Origin of the sequence: Bradyrhizobium sp. SZCCHNR3119 (assembly GCF_032487775.1) — a bacterium.
Taxonomy (GTDB): Bacteria; Pseudomonadota; Alphaproteobacteria; order Rhizobiales; family Xanthobacteraceae; genus Bradyrhizobium.
Map to the genome: position 1 here is coordinate 479,673 of NZ_JAUEUV010000001.1, position 21,296 is coordinate 500,968.

Consider the following 21,296-nt stretch of genomic DNA (forward strand, 5'->3'; position numbering starts at 1 on the left):
GAAGCCGGTTTCCAGTTTTCCGGATCATGCTCTAGCGAACAAAACTGAGATACGACGCGAGCGCCTCGATTTCATTCGGACCCAGCGCGCGCGCCACAATGGGCATCGGGGTGCTCATCCCCGAATGGTAGCCTTGGCCCCATTGCTCAAGTCGCGCCTTGAGGTAGAAATAGGCGAGCCCGCCAAGGCGTGGAATCTCGCGGATGCCTTCGGCATTCGGTCCGTGACAGGCATAGCATGAGGCGATGTTGGCCTCCGGGATTCCGTCCATGTAGATCGTCTTGCCCTTGGCGATCAGGCTCGGATCGCCGTCGTTGGCGGGCTTGGCCGGAATGGTGGCGAAATAGGCGGCCAGATCCCGTACGGAATCTGGATCGAGCGCGGCCACTGCGCCCCACATGTACTGCTTAGAAAAGGGATTGTCCCGCGAGTGATCGCGAAAGCTTCTGATCTGGCTTTCGAGATAGGCCGGCCGTTGTCCCGCCAATCTCGGCGCCACCATATAGCCTTGCGCGGACGTTCCATGACACCAGGTGCAATTGCGGACATTGGCGTCCCCTGCCGCCGCAGGGCCGATGCAGGACAGGACGAAGAGCAGAGCTACCGTCAATCCGGTGCGCTTCATGACCGCTCACTCTCGTGCATTCTGGTTGATCGGCTCGGCATTGGTCGACTTATGCCCCTTACTGCAAGTAGCTGACATAGGCGGCCACCGCTTCAACCTGCGATCTCGTCAGATTGTGTGCCGTCGGCGCCATCACCGCCGAGGTGTCCACTCCCGATCCCAGCCCCCGCACCTTGGACCAGCCGCTCAACTGGCCGACGGTGTATTCATAGAGTTGGCCCGCCAGCCGCGGGATTTCGTTCTGTCCCTTGCCATCGGGGCCGTGACAGGCCGAACACGCCGGCACATTGGACTCGGGAAGTCCTTCCTCATAGATTCGCTTGCCGACGCCTACGGCTCCTCGGGGCGCACCACCGATCGGCTTCGAATCAAGATTCTTCAGGTGCGTCGCCAGCGCCGAAATCATCGAGGGGCTGAGGGCGTGGGACACATTGGCCATGATGGGATTGGTGCGCCGGCGCTCGCTGAAGGCGCGCAACTGATTCTCGATATATTGCGGCTGCTGTCCCGCCAGCCGCGGCATCGGAAACCACCCCCGATAGCCTTGCGCCGACAGTCCATGGCAGGTCTTGCAGTACTCGAGCTTGGCTTCGAGGCCGCCTGTTGCAACGACTCCCCGCTCCGCGGCGTGCCCGGCGATCGGGAGGCCTACTGCCAGCGTCGAAGCCAGCAAGGTTCGGCGGAGGCCAGCCACGTGCCCTAGAACAACGAGCCATGATGCCGAGGTCGGGGCCATTACAGACCAGCCCCCCACATGTGGAAGTTCAGCCCGACCTTCACCACCTGGATGCTCTGCCCGATGGTCACCGGACCCGAGAAGCCGGTAAGCGGGTCGGTCATGTTCACGGTGCCGTGGCCGAACCCGTAATAGTCATATTCGAAATTGGCGGACCAATGCTGCGCGAAGGCCCAATCCACGCCTGCCCCCGCGGTCCAGCCGAACCTGTTCTCAAGTCCCCGGAAGTCATAGGGCACGCCGCCGAACGTACCGCTGACCTCGTATTTGTCGCCGGCGAGAGCGCCGCCAGCTTTTGCGTATACAAGCACGTTGTCGAAGGCGTATCCGACGCGCGCGGTCACGCTGGACAGAAAGTCCGTATTCGCCTGCACAGTGGCGACGTCGGGAATGCTGAGCGGAAGCGCGACTGTCTTGTTGGCCTTCATCGTCGAGCCAGAGGCCGCGCCCTCGATACCCACAACGACTGACGAGCCGGAAAACTGATAGTCGCAACCGATCTGGCCTCCGATGACCACCCCGCTCGGCCCCGGATTCACCGTGGTGACGCCGACGGTGCTGCCGGGAGCAATGAACGAGTCCTGGACGAGTTGCACGGGGTCGGTGACGTTCTTGGTCGCGAAGCCGCCGCCGAGGTGGAGGCCGCCATAGCAACTTGTCCAGTTGAAGCGCGCGGCGAAGGACGCTGGAGGAGCGACCGCCAGATCGGCCGCCGCAGCTGAACCTGCAGTGGCCATCGCCAGCGCTGCGACATTTGCGAAAAGCAATCTTCTCATCGGACCTCTCCCATGCGACGGAGCTACATCGCAAACCAAGCGTGGAGGAACAGCGAATTGTTGTCTTGGGCCCCGACCGCGGTGCCGTTGAACTTGTTGTAGTAGGTGTATTGCAGCCCGATGCGGGCGTTGAACCACGGCCAGCCAAAGGACTTGCTGGCGCCGAACGGGATGTAGGCAATCTCGGCCTGCCAGCCGTTGCTATTCGGGGTCATCGCCAGTCCGCTGACCGGATCGAGGCCGTAGAGATTGGCGTCGGCGGTGCCGCTGATATCAAAATACTGCCCGGTCAGGACGACACGATTATCGCTCCCGAGAGCGACCGAGCCTTGCAGCTTCAGGCTGTTGACCACGTTGGTCGGATTGGCTGCAGCCAGCATGGCGAAGCTTGCATCGAGCCGTTGGAATTCGCGGATGTAGCTGCCGCGCAGAGTCACCCAGAAATTGTCACCCTGATACTGGTATTGCGCATCGACGCCGACGTCCGTGAACTTGTTCGACAGCGGAAAGACATCCGTCGACCAGCTTGCAAAGCTCGTATCGATCCACGGATGCACGTCGAGATACATTCCGAAGGTGCCGAACATCAGCGAGTGCCGGCCCCAATGCGGCTCGACCGCTGCGCGCCAGTAAGGCGCTACGCCGCCGAGCTGGCCGGGCGCGCCAAATGGATCGGTGCCGAGTGCATTTTGCTGGCTGAAGCCGAGCGTCTTGTAGCCGGTGACCTCGAGATAGAGCAGATCATTGATCATCGCGTAGGCGCCGACGCCGCCGACATGCGCGGAAAACGCGCCTTCGATCATCGTCTTGGTGGCCGGCGTCGATGCAAGCGTCGATGCGGCGTAGGGGAAAGACCAGGCCGGCGTGGTGTTCCACAAGTCCTGCACCGTCGGATTGTTGTTGGCGGTGATGCCGTAGATGACGTCCAATGGACCGAGGCTGGCCTGTCCTGCAAAGCGGACGTCGGTGTTGTCCCACGTCCAGGTGTGTCCGAACGGATCGCCGAAGCCGCCCGCAGGCACCGCGTTGTACGTCACCTGCGCAAAGGCACCGACATTGCTGGTGATCGCCCCGCCCCAGAACATGCTGAACGGCGACAACACCGTGTTGTTGTTCGGACTGTAGGGATCGGTCGGCGGAGGCAGATCCGCTTGCGTGTGAGTGAAGCCGACGATCGCCATCATCGAAACCGGCGGCACCCAGACCTTGCTGTCATCACTTGCGGGCGGCGCATTGTTCGCGGGCGGCGCGCCGTTCACCCCGTTCGCATAGCCACGCAGCTTGTCGTATTCGGCCCGCACATTGATGGCGTCGTTCGAAGAAAACGGCGTCGTGCGAAACTGACCGCCCCCGGCGGTGTAGCCCAACAGCTTGAACCGCCGGCCATATGGAGTAAGCGCGGGAAAGTCGGTGTGACAGGTGCCGCAAGGCTGCCCGGTTTGGCGCGCGAAGCTCGGCAGCGCATTCGCCGGAGAGGTCGATCCGACCATGAGCGCGGCTGTGGCAATGATGGTGAGCCAGAGTGCGACAAAAAGACACCTGCCGCCCCCTGCGCTTGCCATGTATCTTGGTCCAAGCATCGCGTCCGCCCCCGCGGCGCTTTGACAGCGCTTCGGCCATCAGTAGGCCAAGGTTTTGACACTTCGCCAAGCAGTGTTGACTACTGCTCGGCTCTATTTCCGTGTGTCGCGACAATTCTGCCACTCCAGCTGCTTGTGCGACTAAGAAGCATATTCATGTCGCAACTTATCGTGCGTGCGAAGGGTTTGGCTCCTCACCTTCCGTGCACTCGCCGGCAAGACATACCGTCTCAGGTATCCCGCTCCGTGATTGGGGAGCGCGGCTAGAATCAACTGGACCGCGCCGACTTGCTGCGCGTAGCTTGCGCGTGTCAAACGCGGGGGCGTTCATGAACTTGCAATCGGCAAAGCGAGCAGCGGCTATTGTTATCCTCGTGTCCACCTGCACGATGGCACATGCGGAAGACAAAGCCGGTCAGGTGTCGAAGCAGGAACTCAAGGCGAAGACGGACTACTGCAAGACTTGCCACGGGATTGATGGACAAGGGTTTCGCGGGTCATTCCCGATGCCGCGACTGGCCGGTCAGCAGCCGGAATACATTGAAAATCAGCTGAAGGCCTTCATTGAACACCGTCGCAACAACCCGGTGATGTTCAACGTCGCGCACACGCTGAGTCCGGCAATGCTGGAGGCGCTCACGGGCGATTTCAAGGATCTGAATCCAAAGCCGCTCGGTGGCGCGCCGAAAGCACTCGTTTCCGAAGGCAAGAAGATCTACGAAGAGGGCGTTGCGAGCGCAAACGTCCCCCCTTGCGCATCATGTCATGGTCCTGAGGCGAAGGGAGATGGCCAGTTTCCGCGCCTTGCAGGTCAGCTCTACGACTACGTCACGAAGAAGCTGACCAACTGGGACAAGGAGCGCGGGCAGGACAAGGCCAATCCCGACAGCTCGGCCATCATGCAGCCTATCGCCCACGATCTGACCGAATCGCAGATCAAGGCCGTGGCCGCCTATGTCAGCCAATTGGATTAGCTCGGCTGCTGACTGCCCGCCATTTACGAGTGGACCTCACTCGGACAGCGCCGTCCAGACACCGATCCGAATTAGAACATCTGACAGGTTTTCAGGCCAGACCTGTTCGGACGTCGAGAGCAACTCTTCGGCCGACCACCAGTGATGAGTTGCCATCACCTCACGTTCCAGATCGGTCCAGCGTTCGGTTGAAGGCATCTGCGCAGCTTCGACCCTGATGAGGAAGAACCGCTCGTCGGCACGGACCATCTCGCCGTCCGGCATTTGGAAGGTCACGATGCGCTGATCGACGACCGGCCCTGGATCGTCGATGACGAGCCCGGTCTCCTCCAATAGTTCGCGGCGTGCGGCCTCCGTATAACTCTCACCTAGGTCAAGCCCACCGCCGGCCGTTGCCCAGAAGCTATGTCCGGCGAGCGCGCCTTTCGTGTGCTCAAACCTGAACAGGAGAATGCGATCCAACGGATCAAGGACCAGCAGCCGAGATGACGGGCGTTCGCGCATGATGCCGTCATTGTACGAGGTCCGGTGCGCCAAGCCCAGCGCCGGCGATCAACGGCCGGCCACCGCCTGTTTCACGCCCTTGATCTGCGGCAGGCTCCCGGTCGTGTCGGGCTCGGCACGGGCCGAATCCTTGCCGTCAGGCGATTTGCCGGTCGCGTCGGGAAAGCGCGCCCTCATATCGCGCAGGAAGCCGTCGAGCGTATCGACGCCTGCCGCCATCTTGGCGATCTGGGCGAATTCGGCGCTGGAGCCGCTCGCAGGCTTGCTCGCGACGTCGAAGGCCAGCTTGTCCGCCTCGCCGGTCATCAGCGGCGCGTATTTCTCACGGAAGCGCGCCAGGCCGATCGCGTCCTCCGCCAGCGCATAGCCGATCACCGCGCGGAGGATGTCGCCGCGCTCGGCCGGATTGAGTGGCCGGAAGTCGTGCCAGCGATCGCCGTAATAGAGCTCGATCTGTTCGGAGGCCTCGCGCCAGCGCCGCGACGCCCAATAGATGTCGGAGCGCAGCCTGATCGCCTCCCGCCCCGCGATATTGCTGATGATGTCGAGCGCGAGGTCGTGACGGCCGATATCGCTGTTCGCCCTCGCCTCGAGCAGAAGGCGTTGCTGCCGCAACTCGCCGGAGAGATCGGCGATGCGGGTGGTGCGCAGCGCCTCGAGAGCGCGGTCGGGCTTGCGGTTGGTCAGATACACCATCGCAAGCCGGGCCGCGACCTGGGCGCGTGCGGCGCCTTCGAGCCGATGGTCGATCTGATACTGCAACAGCTCGGCCGCCTGATCCAGGAGGTCGATACCGACCAGCCGATCGGCGAGCTTGCGGATCATCTCGTCGCCACGCCGGCCGATCGGGGTGAGCTCGCGGAATTCGTAGAAGATGCTGAGCGCATCGACCGGCGGCAATTCGTCGGCCTTGCCGGCAAGGAACAGCTGCGAGAACAGCGCGGACGCTGCGTCCTGCGCATTGCGCGCAACTTCCGAATTCGGCATCAGCCGCGTCGCCATGCGTGCGGCGCCAAGCGAATCGGCGTAGCGCCCGGCGTCGTTGTAGAGCTGCGCCATCATCTGCAAGGCCTGCACTTCGATCGCGTCGCCCCGCCAGACCGCCTGCAACCCTTCCAGCTCGTTCAGCGCGTCGGCCGGCTTGATCTCGCCGCGCTTCTGCAACAGCTTGATCTCGAGCAGCTTGGCTTCCGCGGCGGAGGCCCGGTCGTTGGATGCGACCGCGAAGCGATATTCGTCCAGCGCGTCCTTCTCCTGCGCCATCGCCTCCGCGAGCCGGCCGCGCAGCACCGCGATGGCGGGCTTCATGTCGGCGGGAACGCCGATCACCTCGAGCTCCGCGCGCCGCTTGGCCGCGCCGGCGTAGTCCTTGATCTCGATCGACGATTTCATCGCATCCGAGGTCACCACGCGCTGCAGTTCGAGCGGCAGCGAGGCGATGGCGAATTCGACATTCTTGAACTTCTCGCGGGCATCGGCAAACTTGCCCTGGCGTGCATAAGCGAGCCCCTTCCACATCTGGGAGTCGAAATTGTTGCCGATCGTCGGGCTCGCCAGATCCTTCAGGCCCTGCTCCGGCCGCCCCATCAGGATGCTCGCCACGGCGTGGATCATCAGCATCCCGGTCTCGTCGGTGCGCGGGTCGGCGTCGGAAATCATCAGATTGGTGATGCCCCTCGCCTCCGGATACATCTCACGCGCCATGTAGAAGCGCGCGAGCGCCAGCCGCGCCTGCGCCCGCTGCTCCGGCTCAGCCGCGGCCGACGCCTTGACGAGCGCATCCAGCCGCGTGTTGAAGGGCTGAGTGCGGTTCTGCCGCCATTCCTCGACGTCGAACAGCGGCCGCATCGCGGTCGCCGCGCGCTCGGGCGCATAGCCGATCGAGGACAGGGTCAGCCCGCCCGGCCGTCCGAGAATGACCTTGTCGGGCGCGATTTCGACCGCGACGTCATCCGAGTTCGGCCGCACGGCAATGCCGTGGATCGAGTCGAGCAGCGACAGGTCGACAAAGTCCTGCCGCTTGATGAAGCCGCGGATCGGCGGCGGCGCGGTGACGACGAGCAGCGTGTCGCCGGCATCCGGATCGGTCAGGCGGTGCAAGAGGCCGGGACCGGGATTTGCGAGCGGCACCATCACATTGGCCAGCGCGGGATCGGTGACGTTGCGCATCACCATCAAGGGCTGCTGCGTAGTCTGTCCCTTGTCGGCAAAGGTGAGCGTCCAGCTCTGGCCCTTGCCATCGTCGCTGCTCAAGGAATGCATCTGCGGCCGGTTAAGGCGAATGCGGATCGCCTGGCCCTTGTCGAGCGGCACCCGGTTCACCTCCCCGATCACGGCACCGCCCTTGGCCCGGATCGGCTCGACATCAAGCGGCTTGGTCGAATCGAATACCATCCACACCGTGTCACCCCGACGGAACAGCGCCGCCGGCGTCACCTGACCGAAATCGAAGGTCACGCGCAGCCCCTCGCTATCGCGCGTGGCCGTGACCGTCGCCGCGCCGGCGCGATCAGCGGGTTGCGCAGTCGTGGCAGCCGGCTTGGCGGCCGCTTGCGTCATCGCTTCCGGCTTGGCCGGCTCCGCTTTTGCCGCGTCAAGCTTCGGCGGATTCGTCTTCTGAGCCTCCGCGCTCGCAAGCTCCGCTTTCGCCGGCTCGGGCTTTGCGACTTCGGTTTTGGCCGGCTCCGGCCTGGTCGCCTCCGCCTGCACGCTCGCCGCGGGCGGCGTCGGCGCCGCGGCGCTTTGCGCAGCCGGTGCGGCGGCCGCAGCGACCGGCATGGCCACCGGTGTCCTTGCTTGCGCGCTCATCTCGCGCGCGATCGTCTCCGAGGTCGGCGGCACGATCTCCGCATGCGGCTCGGCCTTGGGCTTCTCCGCGGGCGCGGCATTCGCTGCCGCGGGTTTGGCGGCCGGCAAGGTCTCGGGCAGCACCGTCGCGGTCTTCGGCTTGTCCGGCTGCACATAGGAGACGTCGATATTGTAGGTCTTGTCATCGCGGAATGCGCGGAGGTCGACATCGCCGATCAGGCCCATCTCCACCGTGGTCTTGGCGATCTCCGTCTTCTGGGTGATCGCCGCGATATTTGGCGGGGCCGCGATCTTGGCGTCGGCCAGGTCGAAGGTCAGCGGCGCGCCGAAGAACAGCGACAGCTTCTGCTCGTTCATCACCGAGGAGACGCCGACGCCATCCGGGATCTCGAACACGAAACGGACGAAGGTCGGCTGCACCAGGGCGCGGACACGGATCGGCGGCCGCTTCTTGGCTTCCAGTTCGGCGCGCTGCAGCCGCAGCGCCCGCTCGGCCGTGCGGGCCCGCTCCGCCAGTTCACGCACCACTTCGGCCGGCAGCGGCGGCGGCGGTCCGGTCCAGCTGTCCGGCAGCAGGTCGATGAACACGCGCTCGCCGGCGGTCATCGTGTTGACCTGAACCTTGCGCGACAGCGACAGGCGGAGCGCCGAACCATCGGGATCGCCGCGCGCCCCGGAGATGTAGTCAGGCGCGGCATCCACCCAGCGGTCGGTCGGGATGTCGGCGGGCCGGTCGAACCGGACCAACAGGATCGAGCCGGCCGTAGTCACCTCGGTGCCGACATCCTCGGCGAATTTGAGCACCAGCCGGGCATAACCGTTGGCCACCGAGAGGCTCGCCTGGCCGGGCACCGGTTCGGCACGGCAGGCCGTCGACAGTGCAAGACCGATGACGAGCGCTAAAACCCAGCCAACTCCGGGCCGCGCGCCAACGCGAGCCTGCGACCACAATCCGATGGAAGCCGTGCGCACCATGGTCAACTACTTTCAGTTCGACATCCGTCACGCGACGGACGAGCCCGGCCGTTGCGCCATATGAGACTAGCGACCGGCGTTTAAGGGCTCATTAAGCATCCAGTTCAATTGGTCTTCGCCGGCAGCACCTTGCCTTCGATCTTCGGCAGCTCGGCACTCACCTCGGCCGGCTTGTCGGCGCCGGCCCGCCGCGCCAGCTCGACCGTCAGCCGCTCGGCGGCTTCAGGCATCATCAATCCCAGAATGTCCGACATCTTGCGCGGCTGGATCTGCGATGCGATCTCGATCAGGACCGACATTTCGAGCCGGTCGAACACCTTGGCGGCATCCTTCGGCTTCATGCCTTCGTACATCGTCACGATGCTCTTGAAGCGCGCGCTGTCCGCCTCGCTCTTCTGGCTGCTCACCGCGGAGATGCGCTGCTCGATCGCCTTCATCTCATCGGTCTTGGTTTGGATGCGCTGCTCGGCCGCGCGCAACAGGCTCTCACGGATGTCGATCTCGCGCGCCCGCGCATCGAGCTCCTGGCGGCGTGACTGCAGCCGCTCGAGGATCGCCTTCTCGGCTGCCGACACGTTCTGCGGATTGTCCTCGGGATGCAGCACCATCCCCTCGGGCTTGGTCTCCGGCGCGGCCGGCTTCGGCGCCTCCTCCTTCTTGGCCTCCTTCGCGCCGTGCGTGGAGCCGGTGATGTCGGTCTCCACACCGCCCGGGAAGTTCAGGTTCTCCTGCGCCCATGACCGTCTGGTCGACTGCGGATCGTAGTCGAACACATAGGCGCCATCGAGCACGAGGCCGGCGACCTTGAGGACCGCGAGGCTTGCGATTGCGATCAGCGCGACGGGAATGACGCGGATATTACGGAACGATTTCATGCGGCAAGGCCACCGGACCTTCGACGTTCAGAGAAAGCCTGCGCCGCGGCAGCAACCGCCCTGGCGCCGGAGACCCTGGCGGGCTCGACTGCGGGCGCAGGCGCGGGCTGGGGCGCGACAACCGGCGCCGGCTCGGGTTCGGCCGATGTGGCCGGCCGCGCGGCGCTCGCGATTCGCGACAGCCTTCGGACCACCGCGTCGCTTTCCGCAAGCTGCCTTCTCAGCTGGTCCGACATCTGCGTCGCCGCTGTGAGCTGGTTGCCGAGATTTTCGTTCACGTCGCGCACCGCAAGCTTGAGGCCGCCGATCGCCCGCTCGGCGATTTCGGTCGCGGTGATCAGTTCCGCGATCACGGCCTTCAACGAGTGCTCATCGGCCTTCAGGCGCTTCAGCCTTGCATTCAACAGCATGCAGTAGCCGATGGTCAGCACCAGGAGAACCGCGACCAGGCTCTCGATGATCAATCCGAGGGAGTGGTTCATTGTGCCTCCATCAACTTGTTCTGTCCTTCCGCCCCTTCGAACATGGCGAGCGTGGTATTCGGCTTGCGCAAATTCTTCGTGACACGGATCGCGACGCGGTCGCCGACCCGGCCCATCCGCCCTTCCGTCAAGGTCGTGCTGCCGCAGCGGATCGCGACCAGCGCATCCGGGCGCATGTCGAGCGGCAAGGTGTCGCCGACCTTCAGCCGCATCAATTGCTTCAGCGGCACGTCGGCCTCGTAGAGCACGGCATCGACGGCGATCTCAGCCTGCGCGATCTCAGTGGCGAAGTGGCCTTCCCAGACCGGGTCACGGCCGAACTTTTCGCCCATGAACATCTGCAACAGCACCGGGCGGATCGGCTCGATGGTCGCATAAGGCAGCAGCAGCTCGACATTGCCGCCACGATCTTCCATGTCGATGCGCAGCTTCACCAGGATCGCTGCGTTGGCCGGACGGCTGATCGCGGCAAAACGCGGATTGGTTTCGAGCCGGTCGATGGTGAAGGTGACCGGTGACAGCGGCCGGAACGCCTGTTCGGCGTCCGCGAGCACCACCTCGATCAGGCGCTTGACGAGGTTGGTCTCGATTGTCGTGTAGGGTCGTCCCTCGACGCGCATCTGGCTGGTGCCGCGCCGGCCGCCCAGGAGCACGTCGATGATCGAATAGATCAGGGTGGAGTCGACGGTGGCGAGCCCGAAATTCTCCCACTCCTCGGCCTTGAAGACCGAGAGCACCGCAGGCAGCGGGATCGAGTTCATGTAGTCGCCGAACCGCACCGAGGTGATGCGGTCGAGCGTGACCTCGACATTGTCGGAGGTGAAATTGCGCAAGCTTGTCGTCATCAGCCGCACCAGGCGGTCGAAGACGATTTCGAGCATCGGCAGACGCTCGTAGGACACCATCGCCGAATCGATGATGGCGCGGATACCGGAATGGTCGTCGAGACTGACCTCGCCGGCGGTGAAGCCGAGCAGATTGTCGATCTCCTCCTGCGACAGCACCCGCTCGCCGCCGCCATTCTTGGTGGCGCCGAACTCGCGGCCGCCGTCCTCGACCATTTTGGCCCATTGCAGGGCCATCGACTCCGTGAGTTCATTGGCTGCTGCGGCTTCCGCGGCCTCGGTGGGATCCTCCGAATCGAGCGAGGCTTCCCATTGCGCGGCTATCGCATCTTGGTCGACTGGATCGTTGCCCGCCATGGCTGCAATTCCGTGCCTTACTGAACCACGATTTCCTTGAACAACACCGCGTTGACCTGGTTGGGTGCCAGCGCGACGTTGACCCGCTTGGTGAGCTCTTCCTTGAGCCGGAACAGGCCGGCGGAGCCGTTGAGGTCGCTCGGCCGCAATTCGCGCAAGTAGGTCTGGAAGATGTCGCTGACGCGCGGCAGGGTCGGCTTGATCGCCTCGACCTGCTTCTCCTCCTTCACTTCCAGCACGACCTTGACCTTGAGATATTGGACGCGGTCGCCGGGATTGCCGACCAGGTTGACCAGGAGATCAGGAACCTCGACGAAGGCCGGCGGCTTCGGCGGCGGCGCCGCTTCCGCATGCTGCTCTTCGCTCTTATGGCCGAAGAAGAAGAAATAGCCGGCACCGCCCATCGCCAGCAGCGCCAGCACGCCGACCGCCATGATGATCAGCTTTAACTTGCTCTTCGGGGCGCCTGCGCCTTGTTCGGCCTCGCCGGCACCGCCTTCATTCTCAGCCATGGCTTTCGGGTCCCCTTACGGAAATCGATCCGATGCCGCCAGAAAGCCCTATGACGCGATACCAACACGCTCCCAGCGCATCTGCGCTTGTTGGCTGAACGCTACGGTAACAATGGTTAATGGAAGCTTTCTTTTACGCGACCGGTGGGAAAAAGTTGCCGGGCAAACATGGTTGATGAGCGGTTATTGCCGGGTGTTTTGATCTGTCTCAAAATGACAATCGTTTGATTTTTCTTATCTTTTTGACTTGGCACGGTCTTCGCTATCCCCACTGCGACCCCCGTAAGGCTTGGGAGAGCCGAACGGGGTTCGATGACCACCCGTTAACGATCGCCTTGGGAGAGGCGCCGCTTGCGGGGTTCGTAAATCAGGGGAGCTTGACCGATGGAGAATTCGCTTCTCGTCGGATTGTCACGGCAGATGGTGCTGGAGCGACAACTCGACGTCGTTGCCAACAACGTCGCCAACGTCAACACCAACGGCTTCAAGGCCGATCAGCAGCTGTTCGAGGAATATCTCACCTCGGGCGCGCATGAAGACAATTTCCGCGGCAACGACCGCCGGGTCTCCTATGTGCAGGACCGCGGCACCTATCGCGACTTTTCGCAGGGCTCGTTTCAGCGCACCGGCAACCCGCTCGACATTGCCGTCCAGGGCGACGGCTTCCTGGTGGTGCAGACTGCCGGCGGCGAGCGCTACACCCGCGACGGCAGCCTGCATGTGAGCAACACCGGCCAGCTCGTCACGGCGGCAGGCGATCTGGTGCTCGGCACCGGCGGACCGATCACGCTGCAGCAGACCGACCACGACATCAACATCTCGCCGGATGGCACGGTCACGGTGGTCGAAGGCACCAATCCCACCGATTCGATCCGCGCCAAGCTGCGCCTGGTCAACTTCGCCGATCCGCAGGCCGCGCAGAAGCAGGGCAACAATCTCTACGCCGCCCAGAACGGCGTCGTGCCGCAGCAGGATACGAAGTCGACCATCCAGCAGGGCTACGTCGAGAAGTCGAACGTGAATGCGGTCGGCGAGATGAGCCGCATGGTCGAAGTGATGCGGTCCTACCAACAGGTCGCCACCATGCTGCAAGGCCAGAGCGACCTGCGCAAGAACGCGATCGAGAAACTCGCCGACGTTCCGGCCTGAACCTCGCAGAACACGAAGGAGACTTGACATGCAGGCGCTTCACACCGCTGCGACCGGAATGGCGGCACAGGAACTGAACGTTCAGGTGATCTCCAACAACATCGCCAACCTGCGCACCACCGGCTTCAAGAAGCAGACGGCGGCGTTCCAGGACCTGATCTACGAGCATGTCCGCCGCGTCGGCGCTCAGTCCTCCGACCAGGGCACGATCCTCCCGGTCGGCATCGATCTCGGCGGCGGCGTCAAGACCGTCGGCACGCCGCGCTCGATGACGCAGGGCACGCTGTCGCAGACCGGCAACGACCTCGACCTCGCCGTCTCGGGCGAAGGCTTCTTCAAGATCCTGATGCCGGATGGCACCAACCAGTACACCCGCGACGGCACGTTCCAGATGGACAATCAGGGCCGCATCGTCACCGCGCAGGGCAATCCGGTGCAGCCGACCATCACCATCCCGCAAAACGCCTCCGGCATCACCGTGAACTCGCAAGGCCAGGTCTCGGTGACGCTGCCGGGCTCGAGCACGTCGCAGATCATCGGCCAGATCCAGCTCACGCGCTTCATCAACAAGGCCGGTCTGCAGCCGGTCGGCAACAACCAGTTCATCGAGACGCCTTCCTCCGGCGCGCCGCAGGACGGCATCGCCAACCAGCAGGGCTACGGCAGCATCACGCAAGGCAGCCTGGAGCAGGCCAATGTCGACGTGGTCAGCGAGATGAGCGAACTGATCGCGGCGCAGCGCGCCTACGAGATGAACGCCAAGGTCATCTCCGCTGCCGACCAGATGATGCAATCCACCACCGCGCTGTTCCGCTGAGGCAATAGGAGCCTGCCATGAAGATCCGCACCGCGCGTCCGCTTCTCATCGCTGCAGCCCTGCTGGTCTCGACCGCGCTTCCCGCCCTGGCCGGCGGCGCCGACGAGCAAATCGCCGCTCCCGTGCTGCGCGCCACCGTCAACGTCACCGGCGATATCGTCCGCGTCGGCGACCTCATCGACAATGCCGGCGCCGCAGCGCAGGTCGCGGTCTACCGAGCACCCGATCTCGGCACCACCGGCATGCTGCCGACCGCCCAGGTGATCTCGGTGCTGCGCGCGCACCAGGTGATCGGGGTCGACACCCGTGACATCAAGGAAGTCGCGGTGACGCGGCTCGCACGCAGCCTCGCGACCAAGGACATCGAGCAAGCGGTGGCGCAGGCGCTCGACCACCGCTCCGGCCTTGGCGATGCCGCCAATATCAGCCTGAGCTTCGACCAGGCGGTGCAAGACCTGAAGTTCGACGCGGCAACCAGCGGCGCGCTGATCCCGACCTCCGTCCGTTTCGATCCGCGCTCCAGCCGCTTCGATGTGGCGTTCGAGATCGGGGCGAACAGCGGTACCGCGCCGGTGCGGCTGCGTTACACCGGTGTCGCGATCGAGACCGCTGAGGTCGCGGTGCTCACCCGCAATGTCGACCGCAACGAGCTGTTGCGCTCGGGCGATCTCGTGATGGAGCGGCGGCCTCGCGCCGAACTCGGCGGGGCAGAACCCGCCTCGCGCGAGTTCGCGGTCGGCATGCAGATGCGTCGTCCGGCGCGCGCCGGCCAGGCGCTGAAGAGCACCGATCTCGCCAAGCCCGACCTGGTGCAGCGCGACCAGAACGTCACGATCGTCTTCCAGACCGCCGGCATCTATCTGACCACGCGCGGCAAGGCGCTGGACAACGGCACGGAGGGCGACGTCGTCAGCGTGCTCAACCTGCAATCCAAACGCACCGTGACCGGTCGCGTCAGCGGCCGCGGCCAGGTTTCGGTCGAGATCGTCGTGCCCAAGCCCGCGCAGACCGCCGAAGCCGAGATTCCTGCTCCTGTATCCGTCGCCGCGCGACTTCCCGCGTCCGCCACCCCGAAAGCCGAGTAAGTTCCATGTCGAAGTTCACGTCTGATGCTCCGTCCTACAACGGCTTGCGGCGGCTCGCGCTGGTGTCGGCCTCGCTCGCGGTCCTGTCGGTGGCAAGCGGCTGCTCCTCGATCGATCGCCTGTCGCAGGTCGGCGAAAGGCCGAAGCTGACGGAGATCGACAATCCGACCACCCAGCCCGGCTACAAGCCGGTGCAGATGCCGATGCCGAAGCCCGAGACGGTGTCCTATGCGCCGAACTCGTTGTGGCGCAACGGCTCGCGCGCTTTTTTCAAGGACCAGCGCGCGCACCAGGTCGGCGACCTCCTCACGGTGACCGTCAACATCACCGATCAGGCGAACTTCGCCAACGAGACCCAGCGCAGCCGCACCGGCAAGGAAGACTCGGGGATCACCGACTTCATCGGCTCGAAGACCATCACGCAGGCCAACAAGATCCTGCCCGGCCGTATCCTCACCGAGGACTCCTCGTCGACCTCGGACGGCAAGGGCTCGATCCAGCGCTCGGAATCGTTGACCACCAGCGTCGCCGCAGTCGTCACCCAGGTATTGCCGAACGGCAATCTCGTGGTCGAGGGCAAGCAGGAGATCCGGGTGAACTACGAGATCCGCGAACTGATCGTGGCCGGCATCGTGCGTCCCGAGGACATCCAGAGCGACAACACCATCGACTCCACCAAGATCGCCCAGGCCCGCATCTCCTATGGCGGCCGCGGCCAGATCACGGACATCCAGCAGCCAAGATACGGCCAGCAGGTGATGGATATCTTGCTACCGTTCTAGCGAGAGCCTGAGGTCCAGGAAACGCAACTAACGGCCTCCTTCCGTCAGAGAGGCAAGACAGCAATGTCCCCTCCCCCGCTTGCGGGGGAGGGTCAGGGTGGGGGCGCCCAGAGCGCGACGTCAGTTCGCAACAAAGGACGACGGCAGCGACGCGCCCCTTCCCTCACAACGAGCTCCCACATCGCTCGCCTGCGAACCTAGGCGCAGAAGAGTGATGGTATACACGGCCTCCGGTAGCTCCCCTGCCGGGGGCCGTGTTTGTTTGTGGGAGCCAAGAACGCCGTTCTACCCAAAGCCGCCCTATCCTCTCGATTCCCATTGGGTGAGTGCCTAGCATTCGTTAAATGCACTGGGAGAACATTGTCCTTGACGCATCGCTCAACCTCCTTTATGTTCTTGTTTTGTTCTAACCTCTAATCGAGGGACGTATCGCGATCGTCACGAACGTTGAGGTTGGAATGCGATGGCTGCGGGCGCGCCGAACAGACGAGCGGCGCGGACGCGGACGGTGAAATCGTGTGGTCCTGGCGTCCCGGTGCTGGCGCCAAGGTCGCGACGAGGGCCTTGGTCCTCGCGCGGGTGACGGGGGCAAGACAGCCGATCCCCGGGGAGATCACGTATAAGCCGTAAGCCCATCGCGCAGGGAAGGCCGGTTGTTCGGCTCGTACCTGTGGTGACTGCCGCCTGCTTTTTTGATGCAGGCGGGCCATGGGTGCGGCCTGCACCCGGCCTTCCCTGCGCCCTCGTGTTGCCGAGGGTGATGACCAGCAAAACCTCGGGCGGATCGGCGCCGCGGGAACGTCGTTGCTTTCGGTCGTTCTCGCGACGGAGGCTTTGCGCCTGTAAAGCAATACTTGACTGTGTAAAGCGTTACTTTACATTCGAATGGCTTAGAGCAGTGATCGAGAGTTTTCGGCACAAGGGCCTGCGACAGCTGTTCGAGGACGACAATGCGCGAGGCGTCCGTCCGGAACATGTCCGCAAGATCAGGCAGGTTCTCGCCGTTCTGGACGTGGCGGAAACGATCGACGCGCTCGATCTGCCAACGTTTCATCTTCATCCCCTGAAGGGCGATCTCAAAAGCTTCTGGGCAGTGACCGTTCGAGCCAACTGGCGGATTGTTTTTCGATTCGAAGACGGGGTGGCCTGGGACGTCGATCTCGTCGACTATCACTGAGGATTCTCCATGGCGATGAAAAGCCCTCCCCACCCCGGCGAACTGCTTGGCGATACGCTGGAGGAGATCGGCGTCTCCATCAGCGCGGCGGCCAAGGGCCTCGGGGTCACGCGCCAGCAACTACATAATGTCATTGCCGGGCGAAGCGGCGTCAGCGCCGAGATGGCGGTGAGGCTGGAGAAAGCAATCGGCAGCACTGCCGATGCCTGGCTCAAGATGCAGATGGCCTATGACCTCGCAGAGGCCCGCAAACGCCCGATCGACGTCAAGCGATTGGCGCCGGCGTGAGCGAGCGAAGGCGAATTTGTAAAGCGCAGCGTGCCCCTCCTACACTCACTCGAACCTCGCCTCCACCGTACCCAGCCCGTCCAGTTCCATCCGCACGCGGTCGCCGGGCTTGAGCCACACCGTCTTGATCAGGCTGCCGGTCAGCACCAGCTGACCGGCCTCGAGCCCGTCGCCGCGAGCGGCAAGATGATTGGCAAGCCAAGCCAACGCGTGCAGCGGATGTCCCAGCACGTCGGATCCGGCCCCCGCGCCGGCCAGCGCATCGTTGATGAAGGCGCGGCCCTGCACTGCGGCGAGGTCCGGCACGGCACCGCGCGCCACCGCCGGACCGAGCACGCAACCGGCGGCAAAGAAATCGTCGGCGATGAGCGTCGGCGCGCCCAGCGTCTCCCACTGCACATAGCGGTCGTCGACGATCTCGATCGCCGCATGGCAGTCGCCGATCGCCTCCGCGACATGCGCGATGGTGAAGGGCGCATCCAGCGGCAGCAGGTCTTGCGCGAGCCGTACCGCGATCTCGCATTCGACGCCGACGCGGACGAAGTCGGCCGCGCGCAACACGGCACCGGACTCGTGAACGCCGCGCGCAAATACGCCACCGGCGCAGGGATGCGGAATGCGAATGTAATCCTGCATCACCTTGCTGGTGCAGCCGATCTTGTAGCCGGCGAAATCGCCGGCGTGCTCGGCAAGCAGCCAGTGAACCTCATGCTGGATCTCATAGCCCGCCGCTTCATCCTGCGGCTGAAGCTGAGCCGGCAGCGCGGCCAACGGCCTCCTCTCCTGGCGGGCGCGCATGATCAGTTGCGCGGCAGCCAAGACCTCGTCTGCTCCCATTGTCGTTCAACTCCCGTTGTCAGCCGCCCCAAGCGGCCGTTCAGGATTGCTGGCGAACGGATTGTTTATAAACGACTTTCATCAGCTCGTCTCATCCTGCATTGCGGCAGCTTCGGACCACGTTCAAAACGCCTGCCGGGCTGTTCAGATGGAGCTTTAGCGCGCTCACGGCTGCACCAGCCCGAGCTTCAGCAGGCTCTCGGCGGTGGCCATAATGATCTCCTCGTTCGGCCGCGGGTTCCAGCCGAGCACATTGCGGGCCTTGTCGCCGCTGGCGGCGCGGCGGAGCCCAAGCAGCGGCTTGACGTCACGCAGTTGCGGCACGGCGAGCGCGACGACGCGCGCCAGCCAGTTCGGCATTTCGAACCGAGGTGCGCGCCGGCCGGCCCGGCCCATCCGTTCCCGCAGTACCGACGCAATGTCGAGGATCGACACCGGCGGGCCGGCCACCGCAAGGAACCGTTCCCTGTTGGCGGCCGGATCGGTCATCGCGCGCAGGTGCAGGTCGGCGACATCGCGAACATCCACCAGGCCGAAATAGATCTTGGGCGCGGCCGGCGCCCTGCCCTGCATCAGCGCCTGCACCACCGCGATCGAGGGCGAGAAGTCCGGACCCAGCACGGGGCCGAGCACGGCGACCGGGTTCACCGCCGCAAGCTTGAGCCCGCCCCCTTCGCGCGCCATGAAATCCCACGCCGCACGCTCCGCCAAGGTCTTGGACTTCGGGTAAGGCTGCACGTCGGGGCCGTTAAGATCGGTCCAATCGGTCTCGTCGAAGGGCTTTTCGCGTGGAGAATGCCCATAGGCGATCGCGGCAAAGGAGGAGGTCAGGACGACGCGCTTCACGCCGGCATCGCGCGCCGCACGCAGCACCCGGAGCGTTCCCTCCCGTGCCGGCACGACCAGCTCGTTCTCGTCCTTCGGCACGTAAGGCGGCAGGGGCGAGGCGACGTGCAGGACATAGTCGCACCCCTTCACGGCGTCGGCCCAGCCGGTATCAGCGGTGAGATCGGCGGCAAAAAAGGACGGATTATCGATCGAAGCCGCGCCGCCCGCCCGCAGCATCGCCAACGCGTCGTCCTTGCGATCGGGATTGCGGACGGTGGTGCGGACCGTGTGGCCGGCGGCCAAGAGCTGCAGGATGCAATGCGCGGCGATGAATCCCGAGCCGCCCGTCACCAGAACCTCGCTCATCGCACACCTCAGTTCGGCAGGCCATTGCCGCCGCAGGGATCATGCGGCGCGCGCCTGCGTTTTGTGGGCGCAGCTTGTGACAAGGAGAAGACGACCGAATACGGCAGGCGGAGGCCCGCAACAGCGAACCAGCCAGAAACGACGACGCCCCGCATTGGTACGGGGCGTCGGACAAAACAAACCGCGAATTATTCGTCGCGGTACACCTTCTCGCGCTTCTCGTGACGCTCCTGCGCTTCCACCGACAGCGTTGCAATCGGACGGGCTTCGAGCCGTTTCAGCGAAATCGGCTCCCCGGTCTCCTCGCAATAGCCGTAGGTGTTGTCCTCGATGCGCTGGAGCGCGGCGTCGATCTTGGAGATCAGCTTGCGCTGGCGGTCTCGGGCCCGAAGCTCGATCGCGCGATCGGTCTCCGACGACGCGCGGTCGGCGAGGTCCGGATGGTTCACGTTCTCCTCCTGCAGAGCCTGCAGGGTGAGCTTCGATTCGCGAAGTATCTCCTCCTTCCATGCCAGCAGCTTGGCGCGGAAATACTCGCGCTGGCGTTCGTTCATGAAAGGCTCTTTTTCGGAAGGCTTGTAGTTTTTCAACTTTTCCAAGGTCGGCCCATCTGTACGTGCTGGCGCCGGTCGTCGCGGCACCGGCGGACGGAATACGCCCGTTCGCGGCCGCCTTATATAGCGACGCCCGGTGCCAGACAACATTCCCGTGGGCGGGGACGGCCCGCCCCCAAACCCTTGCACAGGCAAATCTATCGGGACCGTGCGGGGCGCCCTCGGGAATCCTTAATAGCCGACCGTGAAGCGCTGCCGCAGATGGGCCGGCTGCTCGATCTCGTCGGCCAGCGCGACCGCATAATCCTCAAAGGAGATCCAGCTTTTACCGTCGCTGGCGGTCAGCAGCTGATCCGTTCCGAGCCGGAACTTTCCGGTCCGCTCCCCCGGAACAAACATCGCCGACGGCGACAGGAAGGTCCAGTTCAGCTCCTTTTCCTGCCTCAGGCGATCAAGAAAGGCGGCTCCCTTCTCCGCTTCGGCCTTGTATTGCGGCGGGAACGAGGGGGTCGTGACCAGGCGCACGCCGGGCGCCACCTCCAGCGAGCCGGCGCCGCCGACCACGAGATAACGGCCGACACGTGCATCCTTGGCGGCACCGATCAGCGCCTCGGGATCGCTGACCAGGAAATGGATCGAACTGATCGCGACATCGTGGCCGGTCCACAGTCTGGCCAGCTCGCCGCGATCGTTGGCATCGCCCCTGACCGGGGTGACATTGGGCAGCTCGGCGATCTTCTCCGGGTTCCGGGCGATCGCGGTGATCTGGTGGCCGCGGCCGGCCAGTTCGGCGGTAATCCGCGACCCGGCATTTCCGGACGCGCCGGTGACGGCGATCTTCATTGACAAGCTCCTGTCTGGCATCTGTGACGTGGTAACCAACGGGAACTAGATAGCGGATAGAATGCTGGTGTTAAGAACGCACTTTAAGATCACCTGGTCACGCCGGAGTAACCCATGAGAGCCGCCGACGCCTATTCGGCCGATTGTCCGACCCGGAAGATCCTCGATCGCGTGGGCGACAAATGGGCCGTGCTGATCCTGCTGCTGCTTCGCGACGAGCCTTTGCGCTTCAATCAGTTGCGCCGCGCCATTGAAGGCATCTCGCAGAAGATGTTGTCGCAGGTCTTGAAGAGCCTGGAGCGCGACGGGCTGGTCCGCCGCCGCGCCATCGCGACCGTGCCGGTGACGGTGGAATATTCGATGACGCCGCTGGGACTGACGCTGGCCGCCGCCGTCGATCCTCTGAGGGACTGGGCGGAGAACAATTTGAAGGATGTGCTCGCAGCCCAGCGCCGTTACGACGCACAGCACCGGCCCAAAGCCAGCATCAAGTCGCGGGTCAAGGCCGCGTAAGCGGTGGT

22 protein-coding genes are annotated in these 21,296 nt (G+C 64.1%); 8 read left to right on the top strand and 14 right to left on the bottom strand.

Annotated elements, in window-relative coordinates; all coding sequences use genetic code 11:
- Positions 1–31: 31 nt before the first annotated feature.
- From QX034_RS02300 to QX034_RS02315, 4 genes are all read right to left on the bottom strand, one after another.
- Complete coding sequence (locus QX034_RS02300; protein ID WP_315707167.1) at positions 32–625, bottom strand: c-type cytochrome; 594 nt, start codon at positions 623–625, stop codon at positions 32–34.
- A gap of 58 nt (positions 626–683) precedes the next feature.
- On the bottom strand, positions 684–1,148 hold the full coding sequence (locus QX034_RS02305) for a c-type cytochrome (protein WP_315707166.1): 465 nt from the start codon (positions 1,146–1,148) through the stop codon (positions 684–686).
- Between the two features lie 212 nt (positions 1,149–1,360).
- A complete protein-coding gene (locus QX034_RS02310; RefSeq protein WP_315707165.1) occupies positions 1,361–2,137 on the bottom strand; it encodes an outer membrane protein in 777 nt (258 codons plus the stop codon).
- Positions 2,138–2,160: 23 nt separating this feature from the next.
- Positions 2,161–3,699, bottom strand: coding sequence for a cytochrome C (locus tag QX034_RS02315; RefSeq protein WP_315707164.1), 1,539 nt, complete (start codon positions 3,697–3,699; stop codon positions 2,161–2,163).
- Between the two features lie 347 nt (positions 3,700–4,046).
- Here QX034_RS02315 and QX034_RS02320 point away from each other — a divergent pair, with 347 nt between their 5' ends.
- On the top strand, positions 4,047–4,691 hold the full coding sequence (locus tag QX034_RS02320; protein WP_315707163.1) for a c-type cytochrome: 645 nt from the start codon (positions 4,047–4,049) through the stop codon (positions 4,689–4,691).
- Positions 4,692–4,727: 36 nt separating this feature from the next.
- Here the strand turns inward: QX034_RS02320 and QX034_RS02325 are convergent, their stop codons facing one another.
- The 6 genes from QX034_RS02325 to fliL form a co-directional block, all read right to left on the bottom strand.
- On the bottom strand, positions 4,728–5,195 hold the full coding sequence (locus QX034_RS02325; protein ID WP_315741850.1) for an NUDIX hydrolase: 468 nt from the start codon (positions 5,193–5,195) through the stop codon (positions 4,728–4,730).
- A gap of 48 nt (positions 5,196–5,243) precedes the next feature.
- Positions 5,244–8,978 (bottom strand): tetratricopeptide repeat protein, encoded by a 3,735-nt coding sequence (locus QX034_RS02330; protein WP_315766734.1) that lies wholly within the window; start codon positions 8,976–8,978, stop codon positions 5,244–5,246.
- 104 nt (positions 8,979–9,082) lie between these two features.
- A complete protein-coding gene (locus QX034_RS02335; protein ID WP_315741852.1) occupies positions 9,083–9,853 on the bottom strand; it encodes a flagellar protein FlbB in 771 nt (256 codons plus the stop codon).
- Positions 9,850–10,335, bottom strand: a complete 486-nt coding sequence (locus tag QX034_RS02340) for a DUF6468 domain-containing protein (RefSeq protein WP_315707159.1) — start codon at positions 10,333–10,335, stop codon at positions 9,850–9,852. Before QX034_RS02340 ends, QX034_RS02335 begins: the two co-directional genes overlap by 4 nt.
- Positions 10,332–11,537 carry a flagellar motor switch protein FliM gene (gene fliM / locus QX034_RS02345; RefSeq protein WP_315707158.1) on the bottom strand — a complete coding sequence of 402 codons (1,206 nt, stop codon included), beginning with the start codon at positions 11,535–11,537 and terminating at the stop codon, positions 10,332–10,334. Before fliM ends, QX034_RS02340 begins: the two co-directional genes overlap by 4 nt.
- A gap of 17 nt (positions 11,538–11,554) precedes the next feature.
- On the bottom strand, positions 11,555–12,049 hold the full coding sequence (fliL, locus tag QX034_RS02350; protein WP_315766720.1) for a flagellar basal body-associated protein FliL: 495 nt from the start codon (positions 12,047–12,049) through the stop codon (positions 11,555–11,557).
- Positions 12,050–12,433: 384 nt separating this feature from the next.
- Here fliL and flgF point away from each other — a divergent pair, with 384 nt between their 5' ends.
- The 6 genes from flgF to QX034_RS02380 all read left to right on the top strand — a co-directional run bounded on the left by flgF (position 12,434) and on the right by QX034_RS02380 (position 17,347).
- Complete coding sequence (flgF, locus tag QX034_RS02355; RefSeq protein WP_315707156.1) at positions 12,434–13,198, top strand: flagellar basal-body rod protein FlgF; 765 nt, start codon at positions 12,434–12,436, stop codon at positions 13,196–13,198.
- 28 nt (positions 13,199–13,226) lie between these two features.
- Positions 13,227–14,015, top strand: a complete 789-nt coding sequence (gene flgG, locus QX034_RS02360; protein ID WP_315707155.1) for a flagellar basal-body rod protein FlgG — start codon at positions 13,227–13,229, stop codon at positions 14,013–14,015.
- Positions 14,016–14,032: 17 nt separating this feature from the next.
- Positions 14,033–15,100: a flagellar basal body P-ring formation chaperone FlgA gene (gene flgA, locus QX034_RS02365; RefSeq protein ID WP_315707154.1), complete on the top strand. Its 1,068-nt coding sequence runs from the start codon at positions 14,033–14,035 to the stop codon at positions 15,098–15,100.
- A 5-nt stretch (positions 15,101–15,105) separates the two neighbouring features.
- Entirely contained in the window at positions 15,106–15,882 is a 777-nt protein-coding gene (flgH, locus tag QX034_RS02370; protein WP_315707153.1) for a flagellar basal body L-ring protein FlgH, read from the top strand.
- A gap of 760 nt (positions 15,883–16,642) precedes the next feature.
- The gene (locus QX034_RS02375) at positions 16,643–17,059 is read left to right on the top strand and encodes a type II toxin-antitoxin system RelE/ParE family toxin (protein WP_315707152.1); all 417 of its coding nucleotides are present in this window, start codon (positions 16,643–16,645) and stop codon (positions 17,057–17,059) included.
- Positions 17,060–17,068: 9 nt separating this feature from the next.
- Positions 17,069–17,347, top strand: a complete 279-nt coding sequence (locus QX034_RS02380) for a HigA family addiction module antitoxin (RefSeq protein WP_315707151.1) — start codon at positions 17,069–17,071, stop codon at positions 17,345–17,347.
- Positions 17,348–17,392: 45 nt separating this feature from the next.
- Here the strand turns inward: QX034_RS02380 and QX034_RS02385 are convergent, their stop codons facing one another.
- The 4 genes from QX034_RS02385 to QX034_RS02400 form a co-directional block, all read right to left on the bottom strand.
- Positions 17,393–18,184: a 2-keto-4-pentenoate hydratase gene (locus tag QX034_RS02385; protein ID WP_315707150.1), complete on the bottom strand. Its 792-nt coding sequence runs from the start codon at positions 18,182–18,184 to the stop codon at positions 17,393–17,395.
- Positions 18,185–18,349: 165 nt separating this feature from the next.
- Positions 18,350–19,378 (bottom strand): aldehyde reductase, encoded by a 1,029-nt coding sequence (locus QX034_RS02390; protein ID WP_316194970.1) that lies wholly within the window; start codon positions 19,376–19,378, stop codon positions 18,350–18,352.
- A gap of 188 nt (positions 19,379–19,566) precedes the next feature.
- A complete protein-coding gene (gene dksA / locus QX034_RS02395; protein WP_172114412.1) occupies positions 19,567–19,932 on the bottom strand; it encodes an RNA polymerase-binding protein DksA in 366 nt (121 codons plus the stop codon).
- Between the two features lie 231 nt (positions 19,933–20,163).
- Positions 20,164–20,775, bottom strand: coding sequence for an NAD(P)-dependent oxidoreductase (locus tag QX034_RS02400; protein ID WP_315707148.1), 612 nt, complete (start codon positions 20,773–20,775; stop codon positions 20,164–20,166).
- Positions 20,776–20,889: 114 nt separating this feature from the next.
- Between QX034_RS02400 and QX034_RS02405 the strand changes: the two genes are divergently transcribed.
- Positions 20,890–21,288: a helix-turn-helix domain-containing protein gene (locus tag QX034_RS02405; RefSeq protein ID WP_315707147.1), complete on the top strand. Its 399-nt coding sequence runs from the start codon at positions 20,890–20,892 to the stop codon at positions 21,286–21,288.
- The last annotated feature ends 8 nt before the right edge of the window (positions 21,289–21,296 follow it).

What these genes read in the sequence shown, in the direction of transcription:
- QX034_RS02300 (WP_315707167.1), bottom strand. Translation starts at nt 625, where the DNA reads ATGAAGCGCACCGGATTGACGGTAGCTCTGCTCTTCGTCCTGTCCTGC.
- QX034_RS02305 (WP_315707166.1), bottom strand. Translation starts at nt 1,148, where the DNA reads ATGCCGCGGCTGGCGGGACAGCAGCCGCAATATATCGAGAATCAGTTG.
- QX034_RS02310 (WP_315707165.1), bottom strand. Translation starts at nt 2,137, where the DNA reads ATGAGAAGATTGCTTTTCGCAAATGTCGCAGCGCTGGCGATGGCCACT.
- QX034_RS02315 (WP_315707164.1), bottom strand. Translation starts at nt 3,699, where the DNA reads ATGGCAAGCGCAGGGGGCGGCAGGTGTCTTTTTGTCGCACTCTGGCTC.
- QX034_RS02320 (WP_315707163.1), top strand. Translation starts at nt 4,047, where the DNA reads ATGAACTTGCAATCGGCAAAGCGAGCAGCGGCTATTGTTATCCTCGTG.
- QX034_RS02325 (WP_315741850.1), bottom strand. Translation starts at nt 5,195, where the DNA reads ATGCGCGAACGCCCGTCATCTCGGCTGCTGGTCCTTGATCCGTTGGAT.
- QX034_RS02330 (WP_315766734.1), bottom strand. Translation starts at nt 8,978, where the DNA reads ATGGTGCGCACGGCTTCCATCGGATTGTGGTCGCAGGCTCGCGTTGGC.
- QX034_RS02335 (WP_315741852.1), bottom strand. Translation starts at nt 9,853, where the DNA reads ATGAAATCGTTCCGTAATATCCGCGTCATTCCCGTCGCGCTGATCGCA.
- QX034_RS02340 (WP_315707159.1), bottom strand. Translation starts at nt 10,335, where the DNA reads ATGAACCACTCCCTCGGATTGATCATCGAGAGCCTGGTCGCGGTTCTC.
- fliM (WP_315707158.1), bottom strand. Translation starts at nt 11,537, where the DNA reads ATGGCGGGCAACGATCCAGTCGACCAAGATGCGATAGCCGCGCAATGG.
- fliL (WP_315766720.1), bottom strand. Translation starts at nt 12,049, where the DNA reads ATGGCTGAGAATGAAGGCGGTGCCGGCGAGGCCGAACAAGGCGCAGGC.
- flgF (WP_315707156.1), top strand. Translation starts at nt 12,434, where the DNA reads ATGGAGAATTCGCTTCTCGTCGGATTGTCACGGCAGATGGTGCTGGAG.
- flgG (WP_315707155.1), top strand. Translation starts at nt 13,227, where the DNA reads ATGCAGGCGCTTCACACCGCTGCGACCGGAATGGCGGCACAGGAACTG.
- flgA (WP_315707154.1), top strand. Translation starts at nt 14,033, where the DNA reads ATGAAGATCCGCACCGCGCGTCCGCTTCTCATCGCTGCAGCCCTGCTG.
- flgH (WP_315707153.1), top strand. Translation starts at nt 15,106, where the DNA reads ATGTCGAAGTTCACGTCTGATGCTCCGTCCTACAACGGCTTGCGGCGG.
- QX034_RS02375 (WP_315707152.1), top strand. Translation starts at nt 16,643, where the DNA reads ATGACCAGCAAAACCTCGGGCGGATCGGCGCCGCGGGAACGTCGTTGC.
- QX034_RS02380 (WP_315707151.1), top strand. Translation starts at nt 17,069, where the DNA reads ATGGCGATGAAAAGCCCTCCCCACCCCGGCGAACTGCTTGGCGATACG.
- QX034_RS02385 (WP_315707150.1), bottom strand. Translation starts at nt 18,184, where the DNA reads ATGGGAGCAGACGAGGTCTTGGCTGCCGCGCAACTGATCATGCGCGCC.
- QX034_RS02390 (WP_316194970.1), bottom strand. Translation starts at nt 19,378, where the DNA reads ATGAGCGAGGTTCTGGTGACGGGCGGCTCGGGATTCATCGCCGCGCAT.
- dksA (WP_172114412.1), bottom strand. Translation starts at nt 19,932, where the DNA reads ATGAACGAACGCCAGCGCGAGTATTTCCGCGCCAAGCTGCTGGCATGG.
- QX034_RS02400 (WP_315707148.1), bottom strand. Translation starts at nt 20,775, where the DNA reads ATGAAGATCGCCGTCACCGGCGCGTCCGGAAATGCCGGGTCGCGGATT.
- QX034_RS02405 (WP_315707147.1), top strand. Translation starts at nt 20,890, where the DNA reads ATGAGAGCCGCCGACGCCTATTCGGCCGATTGTCCGACCCGGAAGATC.